The 23502-nt window shown below is 66.8% G+C and carries 18 protein-coding genes; 8 read left to right on the plus strand and 10 right to left on the minus strand.

Annotation, left to right across the window (positions count from 1 at the left end):
• The 8 genes from AC5P8U_RS12845 to AC5P8U_RS12880 all read right to left on the minus strand — a co-directional run bounded on the left by AC5P8U_RS12845 (position 1) and on the right by AC5P8U_RS12880 (position 8352).
• Positions 1–2070 (minus strand): tetratricopeptide repeat protein, encoded by a 2070-nt coding sequence (locus tag AC5P8U_RS12845; protein ID WP_072167383.1) that lies wholly within the window; start codon positions 2068–2070, stop codon positions 1–3.
• A gap of 56 nt (positions 2071–2126) precedes the next feature.
• Positions 2127–3116, minus strand: a complete 990-nt coding sequence (locus tag AC5P8U_RS12850; RefSeq protein WP_050562730.1) for a YheT family hydrolase — start codon at positions 3114–3116, stop codon at positions 2127–2129.
• 52 nt (positions 3117–3168) lie between these two features.
• A complete protein-coding gene (locus tag AC5P8U_RS12855) occupies positions 3169–3960 on the minus strand; it encodes a lysophospholipid acyltransferase family protein (protein ID WP_061479384.1) in 792 nt (263 codons plus the stop codon).
• A gap of 118 nt (positions 3961–4078) precedes the next feature.
• Positions 4079–4513, minus strand: coding sequence for a hotdog fold thioesterase (locus AC5P8U_RS12860; protein ID WP_049414459.1), 435 nt, complete (start codon positions 4511–4513; stop codon positions 4079–4081).
• A 10-nt stretch (positions 4514–4523) separates the two neighbouring features.
• Positions 4524–6578, minus strand: a complete 2055-nt coding sequence (locus tag AC5P8U_RS12865) for a phospholipase D family protein (protein ID WP_447896887.1) — start codon at positions 6576–6578, stop codon at positions 4524–4526.
• On the minus strand, positions 6575–7192 hold the full coding sequence (locus tag AC5P8U_RS12870) for a YceI family protein (protein WP_065178694.1): 618 nt from the start codon (positions 7190–7192) through the stop codon (positions 6575–6577). The genes AC5P8U_RS12865 and AC5P8U_RS12870 overlap by 4 nt, the downstream gene beginning before the upstream one ends.
• 4 nt (positions 7193–7196) lie before the next feature.
• A complete protein-coding gene (locus AC5P8U_RS12875) occupies positions 7197–7673 on the minus strand; it encodes a SixA phosphatase family protein (protein WP_061479387.1) in 477 nt (158 codons plus the stop codon).
• A gap of 49 nt (positions 7674–7722) precedes the next feature.
• Positions 7723–8352: a nucleotide-binding protein gene (locus AC5P8U_RS12880; protein WP_005420986.1), complete on the minus strand. Its 630-nt coding sequence runs from the start codon at positions 8350–8352 to the stop codon at positions 7723–7725.
• Between the two features lie 123 nt (positions 8353–8475).
• Between AC5P8U_RS12880 and AC5P8U_RS12885 the strand changes: the two genes are divergently transcribed.
• Positions 8476–9960, plus strand: coding sequence for an AAA family ATPase (locus tag AC5P8U_RS12885; protein ID WP_088496481.1), 1485 nt, complete (start codon positions 8476–8478; stop codon positions 9958–9960).
• Between the two features lie 563 nt (positions 9961–10523).
• Here AC5P8U_RS12885 and AC5P8U_RS12890 read toward each other — a convergent pair.
• Positions 10524–11159: a tetratricopeptide repeat protein gene (locus AC5P8U_RS12890; protein WP_061479389.1), complete on the minus strand. Its 636-nt coding sequence runs from the start codon at positions 11157–11159 to the stop codon at positions 10524–10526.
• Positions 11160–11329: 170 nt separating this feature from the next.
• On the opposite strand from AC5P8U_RS12890, the gene AC5P8U_RS12895 reads away from it, so the two are divergent.
• From AC5P8U_RS12895 to AC5P8U_RS12905, 3 genes are all read left to right on the plus strand, one after another.
• Complete coding sequence (locus AC5P8U_RS12895; RefSeq protein ID WP_495214176.1) at positions 11330–15016, plus strand: indolepyruvate ferredoxin oxidoreductase family protein; 3687 nt, start codon at positions 11330–11332, stop codon at positions 15014–15016.
• A 226-nt stretch (positions 15017–15242) separates the two neighbouring features.
• Entirely contained in the window at positions 15243–15497 is a 255-nt protein-coding gene (locus AC5P8U_RS12900) for a helix-turn-helix domain-containing protein (RefSeq protein WP_227836869.1), read from the plus strand.
• Positions 15498–15499: 2 nt separating this feature from the next.
• Positions 15500–16825: a type II toxin-antitoxin system HipA family toxin gene (locus tag AC5P8U_RS12905; RefSeq protein WP_072167388.1), complete on the plus strand. Its 1326-nt coding sequence runs from the start codon at positions 15500–15502 to the stop codon at positions 16823–16825.
• On the opposite strand, the gene AC5P8U_RS12910 is transcribed toward AC5P8U_RS12905, so the two are convergent.
• A complete protein-coding gene (locus AC5P8U_RS12910) occupies positions 16826–17440 on the minus strand; it encodes a DUF938 domain-containing protein (protein ID WP_005420993.1) in 615 nt (204 codons plus the stop codon). It lies immediately after the preceding gene.
• A 688-nt stretch (positions 17441–18128) separates the two neighbouring features.
• On the opposite strand from AC5P8U_RS12910, the gene AC5P8U_RS12915 reads away from it, so the two are divergent.
• The 4 genes from AC5P8U_RS12915 to AC5P8U_RS12930 are packed head-to-tail and all read left to right on the plus strand — an operon-like array spanning position 18129 to position 23487.
• Positions 18129–19760 (plus strand): TldD/PmbA family protein, encoded by a 1632-nt coding sequence (locus AC5P8U_RS12915; protein ID WP_072167390.1) that lies wholly within the window; start codon positions 18129–18131, stop codon positions 19758–19760.
• A gap of 30 nt (positions 19761–19790) precedes the next feature.
• Positions 19791–21425: a TldD/PmbA family protein gene (locus tag AC5P8U_RS12920; protein ID WP_072167391.1), complete on the plus strand. Its 1635-nt coding sequence runs from the start codon at positions 19791–19793 to the stop codon at positions 21423–21425.
• A 20-nt stretch (positions 21426–21445) separates the two neighbouring features.
• Entirely contained in the window at positions 21446–22780 is a 1335-nt protein-coding gene (locus AC5P8U_RS12925; protein ID WP_188241392.1) for a TldD/PmbA family protein, read from the plus strand.
• Positions 22780–23487 (plus strand): DUF4159 domain-containing protein, encoded by a 708-nt coding sequence (locus AC5P8U_RS12930; protein WP_005421001.1) that lies wholly within the window; start codon positions 22780–22782, stop codon positions 23485–23487. Before AC5P8U_RS12925 ends, AC5P8U_RS12930 begins: the two co-directional genes overlap by 1 nt.
• The last annotated feature ends 15 nt before the right edge of the window (positions 23488–23502 follow it).

A 23502-nucleotide genomic window follows, 5' to 3' on the forward strand; every position in this document is an offset into this window, starting at 1 on the left:
TCACTCTTCCGGGTAACCCAGGCGCACCGCGATCGGGGTGAGCTTGGCGAAGGCGGCGCTCATCACGTCGCGGTAGTTGCGCCAGTGGCCCGGCGGGAAACGCGGCGCGCCCAGCTGCGCGGCCGGCGGCATCGGCCGCTCGAACAGTCGGCCCAGCAGTTCGGCCATCGCCTGCGGATCGTTGCCGATCTGGTCGATGCGCAGCAACACCTGCGGGTACAGATCGTCCTCGTGCAGGGCGGCGACCTGGGCCAGCGCGCGCGCCAGCCATTCGCTGGCTTCGGCCAGCGAGGTCATCGCCAGCGGCGCGGCCGCACCGTAGGCCACCCAGTCCAGCAGCATGTCGCGCGGATCGCGCAGCACCACCAGCAGGCGGCCCTGCGGCAACTGCGGGCGCAGCGCCCACAGCAGCGCGTTGTCCCACCACAGCAGCCAGTCGATGATCGCGTCGTCCTGCACGCCGCGCGACGGCAGCTGTTCGCGCCAGCGCTGCACCAGCCGCTCCGGCGTCAGCACGCCCGAAGCGAGGTCCTGCAGCGTGTGGTAGTTCTGGAACGCGTCGTCGGGTGCGTTGGAGGTATAGCGGTCGCTGCGCAGTACCGGGCTGGCCGCAGCCAGGCCGGTCGCCACGCGCTCCACGCCCGACCCCGGCGCACCCCACAGGAAGATCGGTGCGGAAGTGGCATCACCGTCGATCTCGCCCTTGTCCGGCCAGCTCGGCGGTGCCTTGGCCTGCGGCGGCAGCGGCAGGCGCTGCGGGGCCTGGTCGGCCTGCAGGGCAAGCCAGGTCTGCAGCGCGTCTTCGTGCTGCCCGGCGCGATCCTGGATCTCGCCCAGCCAGGTGCGCAGGTCGGCACGGTGGCCTTCCGGCGCCATGCCGATCAGCGCCTGCACGCGGGCGACGGCAGCGGCCGGATCGCGCTGGAGCAGGCCTTCGACCAGGCGGGTTTCGCCACTGACACGGCCCGGTTCGAGGCTGACGATACGCTCGGCGATCGCTTCGGCCTGCGCGTGTTCGCCCACCATGTCGTGCAGCCGCAGGCGCGCTTCCAGCGCCGGCAGGTGGCCCGGCATCGCGTCCATCCAGCGCTCGACCGTGGCGGCGGCGGTGGCACTGCCGACCTCCTCCACCGCCAGGCGTGCCAGCCACAGGTCGTGCAGCTGCGGGTGCTGCTCCAGGGCGGCATCCAGGCGTGCGCGGGCCTCGTCTTCGCGACCCAGGCGCTGCCAGGACATCAGCAGCAGCTGCAGCACGTCGCGGTCATCAGGCAGCGATTCCAGCAACGGCAGCAGGTGTTCCAGCGCCTGCAGCGGCTGGCCGCTGCGCAGTGCCAGTTCACCAGCCAGGCGGCGCATCGAAGGCGTATCCAGGCCTTCCTGCTGCAGCGCGATCTGCATCGCTTCTGCCGCAGCTTCCAGGTTGCCCTGGCGCATGGCCAGCTGCACCACCAGGCCATGCAACGAGGCGATGGTCGGGTTCAGTTCCAGCACGCGGCGGAACGCCTGCTCGGCGAAGGCCAGCATGTTCTTGCCCAGGTAGGCGAAGCCCAGTGCGTAAAGCACGCGGATGTCGTTGGGCAGGGCCTGGTTGGCGGCCGACAGCAGCGTCAGCGCGCGATCGGCATCATCGCGGCGCAGCGCGATCATGCCATCGATGGTCAGCAGCTCCGGGTGGTCCGGCTCGACACGCGAGGCCAGCGTGGACAGGCGCTGCGCTTCATCGAAATCGTTGCGACCGATCGCCAGGTGGGCCTGCATCAGGTACGCGGCGAATGCGTTCGGGTCCAGCCCGGTGGTGCGCGTCAGTGCTTCGCCGGCGCCGTCGAACTGGCGCAGGGCCAGCAGCAGGCCGGCGTGCTGCAGGTGCAGCTGGGCGTTGTCCGGGGCCAGCTGCAGCGCCTGCTGCAGGGCTTCCATCGCGTCCTCGGCCTTGCCCTGCTGCTGCAGCGCAAGCGCCAGCCAGCGGTGGGCCTCGGCCTGGCCGGGTTCATCACGGGTCCACGCCTGGGCCAGCTGCACGGCCTGGTCGGCCTCGTTCTGGCGCAACGCTTGGATGATCTGGTCTTGCATGGCGGTCCGGTTCAAGGGCAAACCCGCATTGTAGCGGCCTGCGCGCCCGTGCCGGTTCAGCCTTGCAGCACGCGCTGCAGGCGCTGCGCCACCCAGCGCTCGGAGAAGCCGTCACCGCGCCAGTTTTCCAGGAAGCCACAGTGTCCGCCCCAGCTGGCGGTTTCCAGATGCGCCTGGTGCGGCAGCTGCCAGTCGCTGAAGGTCGCGTAGGGGATCACCGGGTCGTCCTGCGCCATCAGGATGTCGGCAGGCACCTGCAACGTGGACAGCCGATCGCCGGCAATCGAGTAGCCATCGAAATAGGCCTGCAACGAACCGAAACTGGTGTGGCGCTCGACCAGCCAGGCAGTCAGCGCGCGGATGTCCAGTTTCAGTACGCGGTCGTCGCAGTCGCTCAGTTCGGGGAACAGGTCGCGCTTGCGCCGCAGCGAACCGGCCCACTTGCGGCGGAAGTACCAGTCGTACATCGCCGGGCCGTTCTCGATGCTCTCCATGGTCAGCGCCGGATCCAGCACCGGGCATACCGAGGCCACGCGCAGCAGCGGCACGCCGGCCGCTGGCGCGCGCAGGGCCAGGCGCAGCACGAAGTTGCCGCCCAGCGAGTAACCGGCGGCCACCAGCGGCAACTGCGGCCAGCGCTGGGCGATATCGCCCGCGGCATGCACCACTTCGTCGATCAGGTTGGAGTGGAAGATGCCAGGGTTGAGATGATGGGTATTGCCGTGGTCGCGGAAATTCAGCCGCACCACGTCGAAGCCCTGTTCGAGCATGCGCGCGGCCGCCATGCGCATGTAGCTGGATTCGGCGCTGCCTTCCCAGCCGTGCAGCAGAAGGGCCATGCCTTTGGGTTCGCGGCCTTCGATGTGGCTGTGCCAGCCTTGCAGGCGCACGCCATCACCGCCGTCGAGGATCAGTTCTTCGCTGATCGCACCGGTCGCGGCCAGCAGCAGCAGGCCGCGCTGCAGGCGCATGCGGCTGGAGCTGAGCATCGACTGCAGATGCGGATTGCGCAGCCAGCGCGGCGGCTGGTAGTCAGCCGCGTGCAGCGTCGGCGTGCCGGCGTCCAGGACGGGTGGCGGGATCAGGGCCACCGCACCCTCACTCGGAGCTCATGGCCGCCACGATGCGCGCGCGCGACGTCTCCGCGATGCGCCGACGGCCTTCCAGGTCCTGCGCACCGATCGGTGCCAGGAAGTGCACTTCTGCACGCCGCGCCGGCTCACCGAGCAGGCGCAGGAAATTGGCGAAGAAACTCTCGCCGGGGCCGAACGCGACAATGGTCTGCGCATCGCCCTTGAGCCCGTACACCAGTGCCACCGGCTGCACCGGCACGCCGGTTTCAACCGCGGCCTGGAAGATGCGGGCATGGAACGGGCCTACTTCGTGGCCGCCGCGGGTGCGCCCTTCCGGGAACACGCCCACCGCCTTGCCTTCGCGCAGGCGATCGGCCATCACCTGCATCACGCCACCGAGCGATTCGGTGTTGCCGCGCTGGTGGAAGATGGTCTGGCCACGCGCGGCCAGCCAACCGACCAACGGCCAGCTGGCGATCTCGCGCTTGGCGACGAAGCCCATCATGCGCTGGCTGTGCAGGATGCAGATGTCGACCCAGCTGACGTGGTTGGCGACGAACAGCACGGCGCCGGGCAACGGCGTACCGATCTGCACCAGGCGGAAGCCGAAGATCCACATCAGCCCGCCCTGCCACCAGTTGACCACTTTGGCCCCCAGGGTCGCCTCGCCCACGCGCAGTTCGCCCCACGGCCGAAGCATGCCGATCAGGATGAGCGGCAGGAACACAACGATGTGGACCAACAGCAGCGGTACGCGGTACAGGTAACGGCACACACGCGCCACGCCGCCGCGGGGGGCCGGAGTGGGGGAAGTCATCCGCGCACGATACCGGAGGGCCGTCATCGCTGCCAGCCGATTTAGGCCATAACACCCATCGACCGGGGCAATCGGCGGGGAACGCTGGGTTCCGCTGCCGTCACCGGCCGTCCGGGGCTCAGCCGTGGCCGGCCGCCACCACCGCCAGGGTCAGCCGCGAGATGCACACCAGGCGGCCCTGCTCGTCCTCGATGCGGATCTCCCACAGCTGGGTGCTGCGGCCGACGTGCAGTGCACGTGCGGTGCCGGTCACGGTGCCCGAGCGAACGGCGCGTACATGGTTGGCGTTGATCTCCAGCCCCACGCAGATCTGTTTGGCCGTATCCACGCACAGGTTGCCGGCGCTGCTGCCCAGGGTCTCGGCCAGCACCACCGACGCGCCGCCATGCAGGATGCCGTAGGGCTGGCGGGTGCGCTCGTCCACCGGCATGGTGGCCTGCAGCCAATCGTCGCCGGCCGCGCTGAAGACGATGCCCAGCGACTCGATCGCGGTGTTGCGGCTGAGCGTGTTGAGCTGCTCGAGGGAAACGGCTTCGCGGAACACCAGGGTCATGCGGGCACCTTCAGAGGATGGGAACGAGGCCGGCGCCGAATGCAGTGAGCATGCGGACCAGCAGCCATTTCGGGCCGACATTGACCTCGGGGAAATCGCCCACGGCGACATAGCAGCGGTGGAAGTCCGGGTCCTGCCGGGGCAGCGGCCGCGGACAGTCCGGGCCGGGCTTGAACTCGTAGCCGGTGGCATAGCGCCACGGCCAGAAGTCGAGGATCGGCAGTGCCTCGGAGGCCTTGCCGACGCTGTAGTTGAGCCCGGACAGCACCGGCGGCTTGGCCCGCGGCGCCACCGTCCACGAGTTCTGCGGGTGGATATCGCGCAGGATGCTCTCGGCCAGCTGCTCGGCGAAGGCCGGGTCATCGATGATCACCGCACCTTCGGTGTTGTAGTTCTCGCTGCGCGGATCGAAGTTGTGGGTGCCGACCACGCCGATGCGGCGGTCGACCACCAGCGACTTGGCATGCAGGCCCATGCGCGCGCCCTTGCGGGTGACCGGCAACGGCTTGTTGACCGCCTTGCTGCCCAGGAAGGAGGGCCGGGTCTCGGTGCGCAGCAGGCGGGTCTCGACCTCGCTGCCGGCCGCGCGGCGGCGCTCGCGCGCGTTCTGGTAGGCACTGCCGGTGCGCGGGTTCACCGCCAGCTGCTTGCCGGTGGGTGCCGGATGCTCATCGCGATCGCGGCTGTCGCCGGCATTGCTGCCCGCGGCGCTGCCGCCGATCAGCGGATTGCGCCCGCCGTCGTCGTCACCCCCGGGCGCGGCGATCGGATCAGGCAGCAGGTTGCGGTAGTCGACCGGTGCATCCAGCGGGAACGGCTTGTACTCGAAGATGTTGAAGCCCAGTTCGCGCATGTTGCGCCGCTTGTACTTGTACGACAGCGCATACACGATCGGGTTGTCGGTGGCGGCCAGGCTGTTGCTGGACACCACCACCCGCGGCGGCTGCGGGCGCTTGCGCAGCTCGCGGAACAGCTTCTGCGCCGGCTTGGACAACACCAGGTATGGCGTCTGCAGGATCACTTCCTCCTGCGCGCCGGCGATCAGCGCATCCAGCTGCGGCTCGGTCACGTGCTGGCCCGCCAGTGGCGCATCGGCCTTCTCGCGCCGGTGCTTGCGTGGCAGGTCGGCGACATAGCGCACCGAGGCCACCGGCAAGGCGGTATCGACGAAGGAACGGCTGACGAAGTCCATGTCATTGGCTTCGGCACTGACCCGCTGCACCCGCTCGGGGCGGCGGAAGCTGGCCGGCGGCAGGGTCGGCACGCCCTCGCGCAGCAGGGTGCGGCCGACATCGTTCAGGCGCTCGGCCGGCACGCTGCGCCTGGCATGCCAGAAGGCATCGAAGTTGGCGGCCATCGCCCGCGCCTCCGGGCCGGCGATCAGCACGTCGCGGTCGCGGAAGTTGTACTCGCGGTCCCAGTCGTAATAGTCGTCCTGGTAGTTGCGGCCACCGACCACGCCGATCGCATCGTCGATCACCAGCAGCTTGTTGTGCATGCGCTGGTTGAAGCGGCGGAAGCAGCACAGCACGCTGCCGGCATAGTCGAAGTAGTTCAGCCGGGCCTTGCCGAAGGTCGGGTTGTAGACCCGCAGCTGGAAGTTCTGGTGCGCGCCGGACAGCGCGCCGAGGATCTGCAGGTCGGAGATCGCCGAGAGCTGGTCGATCAGCACGCGCACCTTCACCCCGCGCCGCGATGCAGCCAGCAGCTCGTCGATGACCAGCCGGGCGCTGTCGTCCTTGTCGAAGATGTAGGTCTGCAGGTCGATGCTGCGGGTAGCGCTGCGCAGCAGGTTCAGGCGCGCCACCAGCGCACCTTCGCCCTCGTCGAGCAGGGTGGCGTAGTGGCGCGGCTGTTCGGGGGTGGATTCGGTGAACGCCCGGCCGGCCAGCGCACGCAGCGGTGAGTCCTGCGCGCAGCGGTCGGCGCGCTGGCAGCCGACCACGGTCGAGCGCGCCTGCACGGCGATCGCTTCGGCACGGTCGCGCTCGGCATGCGAAAGCGATGCACAACCGCTGCCCAGCAACACCGTTGCCAGCGCCAGTATACGCAGCAGGAGGTTCACGGTTTCGGCGCCTCGCTCAGGCGCGCACGTAATACGAAGGTCACTCGGTCACTCAGGGCTAGCTGCCAGCTGTCCATTCCATACCGGCCTCGCTGCACGGTACCGCGGCTGACGACATCGCAATCATAGCCGGGTCGGGCGCACTCCGCCTTCTCGACCCGCAGCGACTCGGGATGGCTGACGCCGCGCAGGGTCAGCCGGCCGTTGATGTCGCCACCCTGTTCCACCGTCTCCGGCCAGTATGGCAGCGAGTCGAACTCGACCACCGGATGGCGCCCTGCATCGAAGAACTCTTCGCCGCGCATCCAGCCGGTGTAGCGCGCCTTGCCAGGGATCTCCACCGAACGGGTGAACATCTTCAGGTGCACCTGGTGGCGCCCGTCGGACAGGATCTCGATGCGCCCCTCGAAGTGCGGGAATACGCCTTCGATGCGCTGGCCGAAACGGGTCCGCACCTCGAAACCGATCCGCGAGCGCTGGGTATCCAGGCGCATTACCCGCGGTGCTTCGGCGGACACCGGCGGCAACGGCGTTGGTGGGGGCACGGCGGCCCAGGCCGGGCCAAGCGCCAGCAACGCGGGCAGCAGGAAGCGGCTGCGCCGCGCCTGGCTCATCGGATCACGGCCACCAGAACGCGTTCAGGCTGGCCACGCCCGGCTCGATCGAGACCTCGCGCGGGAAGCCGAGGACGGCCACGCCGCCCGGCGGCATGCCGCGGTAGTCGCTGCTGGTGCCGTCGGTCATCAGGGCCACCAGCTGCTCCAGGCCCGGGTTGTGGCCCACGATCAGCACCCGGTCCAGGTCGCGACGCTCGTCCACCAGCGCCGCCAGGGTGCCCGGGGTGGCTTCGTAGATCCGGTCTTCCAGGCGCTTCTCGACATAGCCGATGGCCGTCATCACCGCTTCCAGGGTCTCACGGGTACGTCGCGACGGCGAGCACAGCACGCAGTCCGGCAGCAGCTTGTTTTCCTTCAACCACTTGCCGGCGGCTTCAGCTTCGGCCAGCCCTACCGGCGACAGCGGCCGGTCGAGGTCGGCCTGGCCGGAAACGGCGGGTTCGGCATGGGCATGGCGCAGCAGGATCAGTTCACGCATCGCGGGTTTCCATGGAGAAGAGGATGCAGCAGGAGAAGTGAGGCAGGCATCAAAGCTTGAGCCAGGACAGCAGCGGCTCCCAGTCGGCCTGGTGTTCGCGCACCTGGGCGGAGCGATAGTCGAACAGGCTGCGGCCCAGGCCGGTCATGACCACGTAGCTCTGGCTGTCACGCAGCTGCGCGACCACCGGGTACGGCCATTCGGCCAGCATCTGCAATGCCTGCTGCGAGGTCTGGGTCCAGGGTTTGGTGCGGTTGAGGACCAGCCCTACCGGCAGCTTGCGGCTGTGCACGCGCGGGTTCTGGGCCAGGCTGTTGAGGAAGCCGACGATGGCTTCGATATCCAGCGCCGAGGGCAGCACCGGCACCACCACGGCGTCGGCCGCGTCCAGGAAATGGGGGATATCGTCGGCCAGCGCGCCGGCGGGTGCATCGATGATGACGGTATCGGTACCGTCGGGCAGCTTCTGCGCCCACTGCTTCTTCCGATACACATCGATGGGGAGCACCGCGCTTTCCAGCCCGGCACGCCGTTGTGCCCAGCGGGTGCTGGAGCCCTGCGGGTCGGCATCGGCGATCACCGTGGCCTTGCCCTGCAATGCCGCGTACGCGGCCAGGTGGGTGGCGACGGTGGTCTTGCCCACCCCGCCCTTGGAACCGGCCACCAGGATCGTCTTCATGCCAGCCTCGCTTCCGGGTACGTGCCCCGAGCGTACACCGGCGGTGGTGACGGGAGGTAGCGCCGTGCTGAACCCGTGGCCATCGCCTTTGCTATCGTGGCGCCCCCGAAGGATCGAACCGGCATGAGCGAACTGCAGGACCTGAGCGCACTGATCCGCGCCAATACCCCCCTGATCGTCATCGAGACCCAGGACGAGGGGCGCATCGTTGAACTGTTCCGGCAGACGCTGATGCACGTGTGGCGGGCCCTGCACCGCTGGTCCATCACCGAGGGCCTGCGCCGCATCGACCTGGACCGCGAGGATCCGCCGGTCGGCCCGCCCGATGCCAGCGCCGCGCTGCAGATGATCCGCCAGGCTGATCAGCGCGGTGTCTACCTGCTGCTCGATTTCCACCCCTACCTGGGCTATGCCAGCCACCAGCGCGCACTGCGCGACCTGATCCAGCGCCGCCACAGCGAGCCGCACGTGCTGGTGCTGATCGGCGCCAAGGTCGAGCTGCCGGCCGAGCTGGAAGCACTGGCGGTGCGCTTCAACCCGCGCCTGCCCGATGCCAACGCCCTGCTGAAGATGCTGCGCGAGGAGGCCGACGCCTACGCACGCGAGCACGGCGGCCGCCGTGTCGAGGTCGACAGCGAGGCGGTGAAGAAGATCCTGAAGAACCTGCAGGGCCTGAGCCTGGTCGATGCCCGCCGCATTGCCCGCCAGCTGATCTACGCCGATGGCGCGCTGCGCGACGACGACCTGCCGCAGCTGGCACGGCTGAAGTTCGAGCTGCTCAACCGCAGCGGCCACCTGTTCTTCGAGCACGACAGCGCACGCTTCGGCGACGTGGCCGGCGCCAACCGGCTCAAGCGCTGGATCAGCCAGCGCCGGGTGGCCTTCATCGCCGGCTCGGCACCGGCCGGCCTGGACCCGCCGCGCGGCATGCTGCTGCTGGGCGTGCAGGGCTGCGGCAAATCGATGCTGGCCAAGGCCACCGCCGCCGGCTTCGGTGTACCGCTGCTGCGCCTGGACGTGGGTGCGCTGTACAACAAGTACCACGGCGAGACCGAGGCCAACCTGCGCCAGGCGCTGGCCTCGGCCGAGCAGCTGGCGCCCTGCGTGTTGTGGATGGATGAGATCGAGAAAGGCCTGGCCAGTGGTGGCGAGGACGGTGGCGTATCGCGCCGCGTGCTCGGCTACCTGCTGACCTGGATGGCCGAACGCAAGGCGCCGGTCTTCATCGTCGCCACCGCCAACCAGGTGCACGAACTGCCGGCCGAGCTGCTGCGCAAGGGCCGTTTCGACGAGATCTTCTTCGTCGACCTGCCCCCCCCCGAAGTGCGCGTGGAACTGCTGCGGCTGCACCTCGGGCGACGCCAGCTCAATGGCGACGACTTCGCGCTGCCGGCGCTGGCGGCCGCGGCGAATGGTTTCTCCGGCGCGGAGATCGAGCAGGCGATCGTGGCCGGACTGTACGCAGCGCACGCCGAAGGCCGGCCGCTGGACACCGAGCTGCTGATGAATGAGATCCGCACGACGCGGCCGCTGTCGGTGCTGATGGCCGAGCAGGTAGAGGCACTGCGGGCATGGGCGTCGGGGCGGACGGTTTCCGCGGACGATTGAGGTTCCCGCGAACGGCGCAGCCCCTCGTGGCGGCTGGTTGGCTGTGAACACCAAAAGCCGCGCTTGGCTGGCTCCTTTTTGTCGAGCCGACCCCACGCTCCGCTGCCTTTCGATCAGATATCGGATACTCGATTCCGATGCAGATTCATCCACGCATGGCGTGGATCTACCGTGTCGCCCAAGGTCGACACCTACCAACAGCAGCGTCGAACCGTCAGAGGTGGGGCGGTGTGGGTTGGCAGGACCGTTGGCGCCATGGGCCCGAGGCATGCGTCGGGCGGGTTGGTCAGGACGCCCAACCCCGGTCTTGCCGTGTGCGCAGGACTGCGCACACGAGCAAGGCGCCATCGAGCCCCCATGGGTGAGGGCGCTTTGCTTGCGAAGCACTGCTTCGCAAGCGCCCGAACGCCCAGCCTCCAGCGGCTGGGCCGGGCCGCGGAGCGGGGTTTACGGCGTGTCCTGCCAACCCACACCACCCCGCCATCCCGCGGATTGCCCGCTGTTGCTGTTGCTTCGGCTGTTGCTTCTGCGGGTGCCGGGTGCAACCCGGCCGCCCCCTACCCTCAGGGCCAGGCCGGCGGCGCGGCCGCCCACGCCTGCTGCACTTCCGCCAGCGAGGCACGCTCGTCGTCTCGCCACAACGGCAACAACTGCGCATAGCGGCTGCTGTCGCTCCATTGCGTCGGCTCGGTACGCACTGCGGCGGCATACCACTGCACCGCCTCCTGCTTCCGCCCGGCCCGCCACAGCGCCAGCGCATAGGTCGGTGGCAACCAGCCCGGCTTGCTCAGCGAACCACCGGCAGCGGCCTGCCATTGCTCCAGGGCGGCTTCGGGCTGGCCCTGACGCAGCAGGTCCCAGCCGTAGTTCCAGCGCACGCCACGGCCCAGGCTGCCCTGCACCGGCGCATCCTTCAGCGCTTCGCGATACAGCTGTTCACCCAGTTCGGTACGGCCCTGGGCAATGGCCACCGACGCCAGCTGCACGGTGGCCTCCACGGTCCGCCGGCCGCGCTCGCGCTGCTTGAGCAGCTGCGCCACCAGCTCATCCCCGTCGGACTGGACCACGATCATGGGCACGGCGGCCGCATCGCTGTCGAAGTAGAACTCCTGTGGTGCCGGCACCGCCGGCGCGGCCCACACCGGGGCCGTTCCCGAGACCAGCAACATGCTGCCCAGGATCTTTCCTGCAACTGACATCCCTTCTCCCCAGGCCGCAACCGCAGCCCCCTCTCTCTCTCCCCGATCCTAACCCCAGCATGGCCGCCGGCGCGAGTGCCGGGGCGGCCGGGCCTCGCTGCTACAATTCGCGCCTTTCCCGCCGCGTGCCTGCACGCGGCCGGTGCCAGCCGATCCTGACCGGGCCAGCCATGACCAGTACCGCGCAACTCACGTCGCCCTCCTCCACCGACCTGATCGACCGTGACTACACGCTCGACCACAAGTACACCCGCGACGAGGGGCGGATCTACCTGAGTGGCGTGCAGGCGCTGGTGAAGCTGCCGCTGATGCAGCGGCTGCGCGACGCACACGAAGGCATCGACAGCGCCGGCTTCGTCAGCGGCTACCGCGGCAGCCCGCTGGGCGGCTTCGACCTGGAGCTGTGGCGCGCACGCAAACACCTCGACGCGGCCAAGGTGAAGTTCACCCCCGGCCTGAACGAGGACCTGGGCGCCACCATGGTGTGGGGCACCCAGCAGACCAACCTGTTCCCCGGCGCCAACGTGCAGGGCGTGTTCGGCATGTGGTACGGCAAGGGCCCGGGCGTGGACCGCTGCGGCGACGTGTTCAAGCACGCCAATGCCGCCGGCACCTCGCGCTACGGCGGGGTGCTGGCACTGGCCGCCGATGACCATGCCTGCCGCAGTTCAACCCTGCCGCATGGCAGCGAGGACGAGTTCGTCAGCGCGATGATGCCGGTACTGAATCCGGCCGGTGTGCAGGACATCCTCGACATGGGCCTGCTGGGGTGGGCGATGAGCCGCTATACCGGGCGCTGGGTCGGCTTCAAGACGATCGCCGAGACAGTCGAATCGTCGGCCTCGGTCGAGGTCGACCCGATGGCGCGCCGCATCGTGCTGCCGGAAGACTTCGAGATGCCTTCGGGCGGTCTCAACATCCGCTGGCCGGACCCGCCGCTGGACCAGGAAATGCGCCTGCACCGCTATGCGGTGAAGGCCGCACAGGCGTTCGCCCGCGCCAACGGCATCGACAAGGTGGTGATGGACGCGCCGCGCGCGCGGCTGGGCATCGTCACCACCGGCAAGAGCTACCTGGACGTGCTGCAGGCGCTGGAATACCTGGGCCTGGACGAAGCCGCCTGCGCCGACATCGGCATCCGCGTGTACAAGGTCGGCATGACCTGGCCGCTGGAGCCGCAGGGCATCGCGCGCTTCGCGCAGGGCCTGGAAGACATCATCGTGGTGGAGGAAAAGCGTGCCTTCATCGAGCGTCAGATGAAGGAACAGTTCTTCAACTGGCCGGCCAGCTGGGGCCAGCGCCCGTCCATCGTCGGCAAGTATGACGAGACTGGCGAATGGATCCTGCCGTCCACCGGCGAGCTGACCCCGGCCACCATCGCCGGCGTGATCGGCCGCCGCATCCAGAAGTTCTTCAACAACGCATCGATCGAGCAGCGGCTGCAGTGGATGCAGGAGAAGGAAGCCGAGCTTGCGTTGCCGCGCGCCAGCTTCCCGCGCGTACCGCATTACTGCTCGGGCTGCCCGCACAACACCTCCACCAACGTGCCGGAAGGCTCGCGTGCGCTGGCCGGCATTGGTTGCCATTACATGGTGACCTGGATGGACCGCAGCACCGACACCTTCACCCACATGGGCGGCGAAGGCGTGACCTGGGCCGGGCAGGCGCCGTTCACCGATACCCCGCACGTGTTCCAGAACCTCGGCGACGGCACCTACTTCCACAGCGGCTCGCTGGCGATCCGCCAGGCGGTCGCCGCTGGCGTCAACATCACCTACAAGATCCTCTACAACGATGCGGTGGCGATGACCGGCGGCCAGCCGGTGGACGGTCCGCTGAGCGTGCCGGACATTGCAAAGCAGATGCGCGCCGAAGGCATCCACACCATCGTGGTGCTGTCGGACAACATCGGCAAGTGGACCGGCCAGCGCGAGCACTTCCCCAGCGACGTCGAGTTCCATGACCGCAGCGAACTGGACGAAGTGCAGAAGCGCCTGCGCGAAGTAAAGGGTGTTTCGATCCTGATCTACGAACAGACCTGCGCCACCGAGAAGCGTCGCCGCCGCAAGCGAGGCAAGCTGGAAGACCCGCAGAAGCGGGTGATGATCAACTCGCTGGTCTGCGAAGGCTGCGGTGACTGCGGGAAGAAGAGCTTCTGCGTGTCGGTGCTGCCGAAGGAAACCGAGTTCGGGCGCAAGCGCGAGATCGACCAGTCCAACTGCAACAAGGACTATTCCTGCGTGAACGGCTTCTGCCCCAGCTTCGTCACCGTGCACGGTGGCCAGCCGCGCAAGGGCAGCAAGCGCGATGCGTCCACGCTGCTGGACAACCTGCCGGCGCCGACCCTCCGCGACAGCCTGGAACAGCCCTGGAACATCCTGATCACCGGCGTCGGCGGTACCGGCGTGGTGACCATCGGTGCGCTGCTGGGCATGGCCGGCCACCTGGAAGGCAAGGGTGCAACCGTGCTCGATCAGACCGGCCTGGCGCAGAAGGGCGGCGCGGTGACCACGCACATCCGCATTGCCCGTCGCCCTGAAGACATCCATGCCGTGCGCATCGCCGCTGGCGAGGCCGACCTGGTGCTGGGCTGCGACATGGTGGTGGTCAACGATTACTGGGCGCTGTCGAAGGTCCGTGCCGGCCGTTCGCAGGTGGTGCTGAACACTTACGAAGCGATGCCAGGCACCTTCACCACCCGCCCGGACATGCAGTTCCCCGCCGCCGACATCATCGCCGGCGTGCGCGTGGCACTGGGCGGCCAGGAGCCGTTGCTGCTCGATGCCACCCAACTGGCCACCGCGCTGCTGGGCGATGCCATTGCCGCCAACCTGTTCATCCTCGGCTACGCCTGGCAGCAGGGCCTGGTGCCGCTCTCGTTCGAGTCACTGATGCGCGCCATCGAGCTCAATGGCGCCGCCGTGGCGATGAACCAGCAGGCGTTCGCCTGGGGCCGACTGGCCGTGGTCGATCCGCAGGCGGTGCAGCAGGCCGCCGGCCTGGTGCGCAACCGCCATACCGATACCGAATCCACCCCGGGCCCGCTGCATCCGCTGCCGCCAGGCGAGTGGGAGGGCAATGAATGGGGTGCCACTGCGGCACCGCGCAACACCGGCGACGAACGCGAACTGCGTGGCCTGCCCTCGCACGGTGGCGACGTGGCGTTCCTGCCGCTGGACGACGCCCGCCTGTCGCGCTCGCTGGATGAAATGATCGAGCGCCGCGCCGCGTTCCTGGTCGAGTACCAGGATTCCGCCTACGCCAGGCGCTACCGTGACCTGGTAGCGCGCGTACGCGCCACCGAAGCCGACCGCATCGGCGGTTCCACTGCGCTGACCGAGACCGTGGCGCGCTACCTGTTCAAGCTGATGGCCTACAAGGACGAGTACGAAGTGGCGCGCCTGTACACCAGCGGCGACTTCCAGCGCCGCCTGCAGCAGCAGTTCGAGGGCGACTACCAGCTGCGCTTCCATCTGGCACCGCCGCTGTTCGCGAAGAAGGACGAGCAGGGACGGCTGCTGAAGAAGGAATACGGCCCGTGGATGTTCAAGGCCTTCGGTCTGTTGGCGAAGCTGAAGTTCCTGCGTGGCGGCCGCTTCGATGTGTTCGGACGCACCGAGGAGCGCCGCATGGAGCGCAAGCTGATTGCTGATTACGAGGCGACGGTGCAGGTGCTGCTGGACGGGCTGGAGGACGACCGTCTGTCGCTGGCGGTGGAGATCGCCAGCATTCCCGAGCACATCCGCGGCTTCGGCCATGTCAAGGAAGCCCACTTCGCGCAGGCCAAGGCGCGCGAAGCGGCCCTGCTGGCGCAGTGGCGCAACCGGAAGGCGCTGCATATCGTGCAGGTGGCTTGAGAAAGGACGCAAGAAGCGGGGCAAGCTATAAGTTGCATTCCAAATAAGAAAGCTATAGGTTGCATTTCAAATAAGAAAGCTATAGGTTGCCTTACAACGAAGCAACCTATGGATTGCTATCCTCGAGCGCAGGGTACTGACTCGTTTGCAGCGGAAGGGCTTGTATCGGGGCGCCTACCACCCGCGCTCGCCTGACCAGCGCATCGCCGATGAAGGAGAAAGCTCTGTGGCAGTCAAGTTTGTTGTCCGAACTCCCCAACAGTTGGGCTCGCTCATGAAAGCGTTTCGCAAGCAGGCGGGCCTGACACAGACAGATCTTGGCAAACAACTGGGTATCAGCCGCCAAGCGGTGACAGCTCTGGAGCACGAACCAGAAACAGCTTCGTTTGGGCGCCTGATGAAGGTGTGGGCGGTACTAGGAATCGAGGTGACTCTACAGCAGGGCACGGAGCGCTCAAGCAATCAAGATATGGAATGGTAGCGATGAGTGAGCTAGCGATCTGGATGAACGGTGTAGAGGTAGCGAAATGGCAGCAGAACTCGAACAGCTCTCCGCGCCTTACCTACACCCAAAACTGGCTTGAGTCTGGTTCGCCACGCCCTATTTCCCTCTCACTCCCATTGCTGCCACTTGGTGAAAGTCACCGTGGACAGAAGGTTGTCGACTACTTCGACAACCTTCTTCCTGACAACAGCGAGATCAGAAGCAGGCTACGCGATCGCTTTTCAACCCGCTCAGCGGGAACCTTTGACCTTCTCGAGGCCATCGGTCGGGATTGCGTTGGCGCTGTGCAGCTGCTACCCGTTGCAGCCACACCCAACGATCTGCAGAGCATCCAATTCCGGCCATTGAATGAGGGCGAAGTTGCGGACATCCTGCGAGGAGTTACTGCACCCGCACTGCCAGGATCAAGGCACCATCCGAGTGACGAGTTTCGAATCTCTATCGCCGGTGCACAGGAGAAGACAGGGCTACTTCTGCACGAGGATCAGTGGTGTATTCCCATCGGCAGCACGCCTTCTACTCATATCTTCAAGTTGCCCCTAGGCCTGGTCGGCAACATGAGGGCAGACATGCACCAGTCAGTCGAGAACGAGTGGCTGTGCATGCATCTGCTTTCCGCCTTCGGAATTCCCGTTGCAGAGACGCAAATGGGACGTTTCCAGGACCAACGCGCGCTCATTGTTGAGCGATTCGACCGCCGTCTGTCTGCGGACCGCCGATGGTGGCTGAGGTTGCCACAGGAAGACATGTGCCAGGTCTTTGGTCTGCCCGCCGCCAGGAAATATGAATCGGATGGTGGCCCAGGCATCGTGGCCATCATGGATCTGCTTCGACAATCCGAGCATTCCGAGGACCGCGCGACCTTCTTCAAGACGCAGATTCTTTTCTGGATGTTGGCTGCAATCGATGGCCATGCCAAGAACTTCAGCGTTCACATTGAAGCTGGCGGCCGCTTCAGATTAACGCCCATCTATGACGTGCTTTCGGTCTACCCCATTCTCGGCCGCGGACCCGGCCAGCTGGAGCCTCGTGATGCGAAGCTCGCCATGAGTATCAACGGACGGAATCGACACCGAAGTCTGCTGGATATTCGACGACGGCATTGGAACGAAACAGCTCGCGTCTGCGGTGTAAGCGATGGCGCAGAACCATGGATCGAGACACTGCTGGAATCCGTGGAACCTGCCATCGCACAGGTCACGCGTCAGCTCCCGGATGATTTCCCTTCCAACGTGTCCGGACCTATTTTCCAGGGACTGCGTGCTGCTGCGGCACGCCTTTCCAGCATGGCACCGGAGGCCTGATCACCCCAACCGCCACAGCAGCAACCGGTTATTGGCCGGCATCGCCACGTCACCCAACCGGGTAAACCCGTTGTCGGCCGCCAGCGCCTGCACCGCTTCGCTGTCGCGGATACCGCTGCGCGGGTCGCGCGCCTTCAGCCAGGCATCGAACTGCGCATTGCTGTCACTGGTATAGCGGCCGCCATAGTTGAACGGACCGTAGATCGCCAGCAGCGCACCGTGACGCAACAGTGGCGGCAGCGCGCCGAACAGCACCTGCACGTACTCCCAGCCCATGATGTGCAGCGTGTTGGCGCTGAATGCGGCGTCGAACGTGCTGCTTTCTGGAAGGTCCAGGCCCGTCGCCGGTGGCAGCTCCACCTGCAGCGCCACCGGCGGCAGCAGGTTCAGCAGCGCGGCCTCCGCACGCCAGGCTTCGATGCCGGGCAGATGGTCCGGATGGTCGCTGGGCTGCCAGCGCAGCCACGGCCAGCGCTCGGCGAAGAAGGCTGCGTGCTGGCCGGTACCACTGCCGATCTCCAGCACCCGATGGCGGTCGCCCATCCACGGGTCGAGTGCGGTGGCGATGGGTTCGCGGTTGCGCTCGCAGGCTTCTGAATACGGCTTGCTCGACATCAGGACGGTGTCCAGGCGGGGTCGGCCCCATTGTGCACGAGGGGGTGTCTGCAGGGCTTGCAGCCCTGCACCCGCAGGAGCCGGAGCCAGAGCCAGAGCAACGTCAAAAGCTGGCATTCCGTGGGTTGGCGGGGTGGGCCCGGTTGCGGGGGGCGCCGTAAATACGTCCCTGTAGGCTCGGTCGCCGCATCCATGCGGCTCACGCCCCCGCAACCGGACCCACCCCGCCTTCGACAGATTTCCGCGATCTGTCGGAAGTGCTCTTGGGGTCAGATCCGTTTTCCACAGGAAAACGGATCTGACCCCGGATTCATTTCGATACCTGACAGATGTGTCGACCAAGGTCGACACCTACCAACAGCCGCAGGAATCTGTCAGAGGTGGGGCGGTGTCGGATTGCGGGGTGTCAGCCGCATGGATGCGGCTGCCAAGCCTCCATGGACGGATTCACGGCGTCCCCGCAATCCGACACCGCCCCGCCCACCCACGGAATGCCGCTCTGGCTTTGGCTTTGGCCGTTGCCGTTGCCGTTGCATTGAGCAGGTGCAGGGCTGCAAGCCCTGCCGAAACCCTCCCCAACCATGACTGCAGTCACTTGCCCGGTTGCGCCGCGCTGGCGAAAGTCGAGGAGTTGACGTGATCGGTCCGGCGCGTTGCCGACCGCACGCAAGCGAGAGAGAGAAACGCTGTGCAACGACGTGAGTTCCTGGCTTTTTCCGGCCTGGGCCTGGCCGGCCTGCTGCTGCCGCATTCCCGTGCCATCGCCGCCGAGCAGCTGCTGGCGCCGGTCGATACCGCCCAGCGCCGGCGCTTGGCCGAGGTCGCGCTGGCCACCGCACGCTCGGCCAAGGCCAGCTACTGCGATGTGCGCATCGGCCGCTACCTCAACCAGTCGGTGATCACCCGCGAGCACCAGGTCGGCAATGTGACCAACCGAGAATCGTCCGGCGTGGGTGTGCGAGTGATCGTCAACGGCGCCTGGGGCTTTGCTGCCACCCATCAGCAGACCGAGGCCGCCGTGCGCGCAGCGGTCGAGCAGGCCGCAGCAATCGCCCGCGCCAACGCCAGCATCCAGACCCGCCCGGTGCAGCTGGCACCCACGCCGTCCGTCGGTGAAGTGCGCTGGCAGACGCCCATCCGCAGGAACGCGATGGCGGTGCCGATCCAGGACAAGGTCGAGCTGCTGCTGGCCCTCAATGCCGCTGCGCTGGATGCGGGCGCCGACTACATCAATTCCACCCTGTTCCTGGTCAACGAACAGAAGTACTTCGCCTCCAGCGACGGCTCGTTCATCGACCAGGACATCCACCGCATCTGGTTGCCGTTCACCGCCACCGCCATCGACAAGGCCAGCGGCAGATTCCGCACCCGCGCCGGCCTGTCCTCGCCGATGGGCATGGGCTATGAGTTCCTCGATGGCGATGCGCGCGGCAAGGTGCAGCTGCCCGGTGGCATCACTGCCTACCGCGATTCCTACGACCCGGTCGAGGACGCCATTGCGGCCGCCCGCCACGCGCGCGAGAAACTGAAGGCGCCGTCGGTGAAGCCCGGCAAGTACGACCTGGTGCTGGACCCGTCCAATCTGTTCCTGACCATCCACGAGAACGTTGGCCACCCGCTGGAGCTGGACCGCGTGCTCGGCTACGAAGCCAACTACGCCGGCACCAGCTTCGCCACGCTGGACAAGCGCGATGCCGGCTTCCGCTGGGGCAGCGACATCGTCACCTTCTTCGCCGACAAGACCCAGCCCGGCAGCCTCGGCGCGGTCGGCTACGACGACGAGGGCGTGAAGACCCAGCGCTGGGACCTGGTGCGCGACGGCATCCTGGTCGATTACCAGGCCACCCGTGACGAAGCCCATATCCTCGGCCGCGATGCATCGCATGGCTGCAGCTACGCCGATTCCTGGTCCAGCGTGCAGTTCCAGCGCATGGCCAATGTCTCGCTGGCGCCGGGCAAGCAACCGCTCAGCGTCGAGGACATGATCAAGGACGTGGAGAACGGCATCTACATCCACGGCCGCGGTTCGTATTCGATCGATCAGCAGCGTTACAACGCGCAGTTCGGCGGCCAGCTGTACTACCAGATCAAGGACGGAAAGATCGCCGGCATGGTTGAGGATGCGGCCTACCAGATCCGCACCCCGGAATTCTGGAATGCCTGCACCGCCATCTGCGATGAACGCGACTTCCGCCTGGGCGGTTCGTTCTTCGATGGCAAGGGCCAGCCGGGCCAGGTGTCGGCGGTCTCGCACGGTTCATCCACCACCCGCTTCAACGGCATCAACATCATCAACACCGCGCGCAGTCTCGGCGCTTGAGCCACCCATCCTTCGACATGGAGAGCAGCCTTGCAAAGACGTGACTTCCTGGCCCTGACCGGGCTTACCGCGGGCGGGCTGATCGTGCCCTCCTTCTTCGGCAAGGTGATCGCCGCCGAGCAGCTGCAGAGCACGCTGGACCTGGGGCTGAAGAAGCGCCTGGCCGATGCGGCGCTGGCTGCCGCCCGCCAGGCCGGTGCCACCTACTGCGACGTGCGCATCGGCCGCTACCTGCGGCAGTTCGTGATCACCCGCGAAGACAAGGTGCAGAACGTGGTGAACACCGAGTCCACTGGCGTGGGCATCCGCGTGATCGTCAATGGTGCGTGGGGCTTTGCCGCCACCAACGCGCTGGGTACGGCCGATGTGGCCAAGGCCGCGCAGCAGGCGGCGGCGATCGCCAAGGCCAATGCCGGCGTGCAGACCGCGCCGGTGCAGCTGGCCAAGGCGCCGGGCGTGGGTGAGGTGAGCTGGCGCACGCCGATCCGCAAGAATGCGATGGAGGTGCCGATCAAGGACAAGGTCGGCCTGCTGCTGGACGTCAACGCCGCCGCAATGGGCGCCGGTGCCAGCTTCATCAACTCGATGCTGTTCCTGGTCAACGAGCAGAAGTACTTCGCCTCCACCGACGGTTCCTACATCGACCAGGACGTGCATCGCATCTGGGCGCCGATGACGGTCACCGCCATCGACAAGGCCAGCGGCAAGTTCCGCACCCGTTCGGGCCTGTCCTCGCCGATGGGCCTGGGCTACGAGTACCTGGACGGCGCCGCCGCGGGCAAGGTGGTCAGCCCCAATGGCGTGGTCAACTACAGTTCTTCCTACGACATGAAGGAAGACGCCATCGCCGCCGCCCGGCAGGCGCAGGAAAAGCTGAAGGCACCGTCGGTGAAGCCGGGCAAGTACGACCTGGTGCTCGATCCGTCGCACACCTGGCTGACCATCCACGAGTCGATCGGCCACCCGCTGGAACTGGACCGCGTGCTCGGCTACGAAGCCAACTACGCCGGCACCAGCTTCGCCACCCTGGACAAGCGCGAACAGCGTTTCCAGTACGGCAGCGAGCTGGTCAACATCTTCGCCGACAAGACCCAGCCGGGCAGCCTTGGCGCCGTGGCATACGACGATGAAGGCGTGAAGTGCAAGCGCTGGGACCTGATCAGCAACGGCAAGCTGGTGGACTACCAGACCATCCGCGACCAGGCGCACATCCTCGGCAAGACCGAGTCCGACGGCTGCTGCTATGCCGACTCGTGGTCCAGCGTGCAGTTCCAGCGCATGGCCAACGTGTCGATGGCACCGGGCAAGAAGCCGCTGAGCGTGCCGGACCTGATCAAGGACGTGGAGAACGGCATCTACATCATCGGTGACGGTTCGTTCTCGATCGACCAGCAGCGCTACAACGCGCAGTTCGGCGGCCAGCTGTTCTACGAGATCAAGAACGGCCAGATCACCCGCATGCTGGAAGACGTGGCCTACCAGATCCGCACGCCGGAATTCTGGAACGCCTGTACCGCCGTGGCCGACGAGCGCGACTACCGCCTGGGCGGTTCGTTCTTCGACGGCAAGGGCCAGCCGGGACAGGTCTCGGCGGTCTCGCACGGCTCGTCCACCGCGCGCTTCAACGGCATCAACGTCATCAACACCGCACGCAGCCTCGGCTGACCGGTCAGGAGCCCTTACACATGAGTATCTTCACCGAAGCCCAGGCCAAGGCCATCCTCGACAAGGTCATCGCCCTGTCCAAGGCCGACGAGTGCACCGCCGTGCTGGCCGGTGCAATCAGCGGCAACATCCGTTTCGCGCTGAACAATGTCTCCACCAGCGGCATCGTCGACAACACCGAACTGGCGGTCACCGTCGCCTTCGGCAAGCGCGTCGGCACTGCCTCGATCAACGAGTTCGACGACGCCGCGCTGGAACGCGTGGTACGCCGTGCCGAAGACCTGGCCCGCCTGGCCCCGGAGAACCCGGAGTTCATGCCGGCCATCGGCAAGCAGAGCTACCGCGCCAGCCCGACCTTCAGCGAATCCACCGCCGCGATCGATCCGGCCTTCCGTGCGAAGGTCGCTGCCGATTCGATCGCCCCGTGCCGCGGCCACGGCCTGATCGCCGCCGGCTTCCTGGAGGACGGGCAGGGCTTCCAGGCCACCGCCAACAGCAACGGCAACTTCGCTTACCAGCGCACCACCAACTTCGATTACACCTGCACTGTGCGCACCGAAGATGGCCGCGGTTCGGGCTGGGTCGGCCGCAACCTGAAGGACGCGGCGGACTTCAAGGCTGACCAGGACATCCGCATCGCCATGCGCAAGGCCACCGAATCGGCCGAAGCCAAGGCACTGGAACCGGGCAAGTACACGGTCATCCTGGAGCCGGCCGCAGCTGCAGGCCTGATCAGCTTCATGATGAACTTCTTCAGTGCACGCTCGGCCGATGAGGGCCGCAGCTTCCTGTCGAAGAAGGGCGGCGGCAACAAGCTGGGCGAGCAGGTCTACGACCCGCGCGTGACCATGATCGCCGACCCGTGGCATCCGGAGGCGCCGGTGCTGCCGTGGGACAACGAAGGCCTGCCGCGCGAACGCATGGCCATCATCGAGAACGGCAGGATCGCCAACCTGGACTACTCGCGCTTCTGGGCGCAGAAGCAGGGCAAGACCGCCAAGGCTACGCCTGGCAACCTGCTGATGAGCGGTGGCGACAAGAGCACCGCCGAGCTGGTGCGCGGCACCCAGAAGGGCATCCTGGTCACCCGCACCTGGTACATCCGCATGGTCGACCCGCAGACCGTGCTGCTGACCGGCCTGACCCGCGACGGCACCTTCTACATCGAGAACGGCCAGATCAAGTACCCGGTGAAGAACTTCCGCTTCAACGAGTCGCCGGTGATCATGCTCAACAACATCGAAGAGCTGGGCAAGCCGGTGCGTGTGGCCGGTGATGAGTCCAGCTTCGTGATGATGATCCCGCCGATGAAGCTGCGCGATTTCACCTTCACCTCGCTGTCCGACGCGGTCTGATGGATCGCCGGGCCTGCCTGCGCTGGTTGGCCGCTGCCGCTTCGGCGGCGGCGCTGCCAGCCTGGGCACAGGCAGGCCCGCGCAGTTCGCGCTACGACTTCTGGTTCACCCGCCTGCAGTACGACTCCGGTGACTGGGACGTGGACGCGCGCATGCCGTCCAACCTGATCACCTCGCTGATCGACTACACCTCGCTGCGCGTGGACCCGCAGGAACACGTGGTGGCCCTGGCCGACCCGCGCATGCTGGAAGCGCCGTTCTGCTACCTGGCCGGGCACACGCTGGTGGAGTTCAACGCCGCCGAACGGCAGAACTTCGTGCGCTACGTGCGCAATGGCGGCTTCGTCTTCGTCGACGACTGCAACCATGACATCGACGGCCTGTTCGCCACCTCGTTCGAGGCACAGATGGGCCGGCTGTTCGGCCCGAAGGCATTGCAGAAACTGCCCAACAGCCACGCGCTGTACCGCAGTTTCTTCCGCTTCCCGGACGGTCCGCCCGCCACCAGCTTCGAACTCAACGGCTGGGGCGACGACCTGGTGCACGACTATCTGAAAGGCATCGAGGTCGATGGTCGGCTGGGCCTGCTCTACAGCAACAAGGACTATGGCTGCGAGTGGGACTACGACTGGCGCAACAAGCGCTTCCTGGCCGAAGACAACACCCGCTTTGGCGTCAACATCGTGATGTACGCGTTGAACAATTGACAGGACCTGCACGCC

The sequence above is a fragment of the Stenotrophomonas sp. YJH_SMC_81 genome, from assembly GCF_059370875.1.

Excerpts from the sequence above, each read along its gene's own strand:
- AC5P8U_RS12905 (WP_072167388.1), top strand. The coding sequence starts at position 15,500 with ATGAGTGAGCTAGCGATCTGGATGAACGGTGTAGAGGTAGCGAAATGG.
- AC5P8U_RS12930 (WP_005421001.1), top strand. The coding sequence starts at position 22,780 with ATGGATCGCCGGGCCTGCCTGCGCTGGTTGGCCGCTGCCGCTTCGGCG.
- AC5P8U_RS12885 (WP_088496481.1), top strand. The coding sequence starts at position 8,476 with ATGAGCGAACTGCAGGACCTGAGCGCACTGATCCGCGCCAATACCCCC.
- AC5P8U_RS12870 (WP_065178694.1), bottom strand. The coding sequence starts at position 7,192 with ATGAGCCAGGCGCGGCGCAGCCGCTTCCTGCTGCCCGCGTTGCTGGCG.
- AC5P8U_RS12845 (WP_072167383.1), bottom strand. The coding sequence starts at position 2,070 with ATGCAAGACCAGATCATCCAAGCGTTGCGCCAGAACGAGGCCGACCAG.
- AC5P8U_RS12890 (WP_061479389.1), bottom strand. The coding sequence starts at position 11,159 with ATGTCAGTTGCAGGAAAGATCCTGGGCAGCATGTTGCTGGTCTCGGGA.
- AC5P8U_RS12860 (WP_049414459.1), bottom strand. The coding sequence starts at position 4,513 with ATGACCCTGGTGTTCCGCGAAGCCGTTTCCCTCGAGCAGCTCAACACG.
- AC5P8U_RS12925 (WP_188241392.1), top strand. The coding sequence starts at position 21,446 with ATGAGTATCTTCACCGAAGCCCAGGCCAAGGCCATCCTCGACAAGGTC.
- AC5P8U_RS12895 (WP_495214176.1), top strand. The coding sequence starts at position 11,330 with ATGACCAGTACCGCGCAACTCACGTCGCCCTCCTCCACCGACCTGATC.
- AC5P8U_RS12875 (WP_061479387.1), bottom strand. The coding sequence starts at position 7,673 with ATGCGTGAACTGATCCTGCTGCGCCATGCCCATGCCGAACCCGCCGTT.
- AC5P8U_RS12855 (WP_061479384.1), bottom strand. The coding sequence starts at position 3,960 with ATGACTTCCCCCACTCCGGCCCCCCGCGGCGGCGTGGCGCGTGTGTGC.
- AC5P8U_RS12910 (WP_005420993.1), bottom strand. The coding sequence starts at position 17,440 with ATGTCGAGCAAGCCGTATTCAGAAGCCTGCGAGCGCAACCGCGAACCC.
- AC5P8U_RS12880 (WP_005420986.1), bottom strand. The coding sequence starts at position 8,352 with ATGAAGACGATCCTGGTGGCCGGTTCCAAGGGCGGGGTGGGCAAGACC.